Annotated in this window: 1 protein-coding gene; it reads right to left on the bottom strand. The window is 76.8% G+C overall.

All coding sequences use genetic code 11. The features are described from left to right. Positions 1 to 65: 65 nt before the first annotated feature. A partial coding sequence (locus tag G3I78_RS49855) for an alkyl sulfatase C-terminal domain-containing protein (RefSeq protein WP_203616603.1) occupies positions 66 to 405 on the bottom strand: 340 nt, incomplete at its 5' end.

Below are 405 nucleotides of genomic sequence, written 5' to 3' on the forward strand. Positions count from 1 at the left end.
ACGTCTGGGTCCGCCACGTCCTGGACGGCCCGGCGTAGGGGTTCCGGCCCGGCGCAGGGGCCGCGTCAGGGCGTGACGATCGCGAAGCCGGGGTCGGGCTCGGTGAGGTGGGCGGCCAGTTCGGTGAGCCGGGCCGGATCGCCCGATACCTCGGCCCGGCCCCGGCCGACCAGGTCCGCGAGCGCGGCCCGGCCGAGCAGGAGGGCGCGCAGGTCCGGCTCGTCCAGGGTGATCTCCACGTCCGGCTCGCCGGCGGCCGGGCCGAGCCCCCGGACATGGGTGAGCACGCCGTTCTTCAGGCGCAGGGTGCTGGGATCGCCGCCGTCGGTGAACCGCCAGCGGACGGTGACGTCCGCGTCCCAGCTGCCCGGGCCGTCGACGCGGAGCGCCAGGGAGTCGAAGAGC

The sequence above is a fragment of the Streptomyces sp. SID13726 genome (assembly GCF_010548375.1).
In the GTDB taxonomy this organism is placed as follows: Bacteria; Actinomycetota; Actinomycetes; order Streptomycetales; family Streptomycetaceae; genus Streptomyces.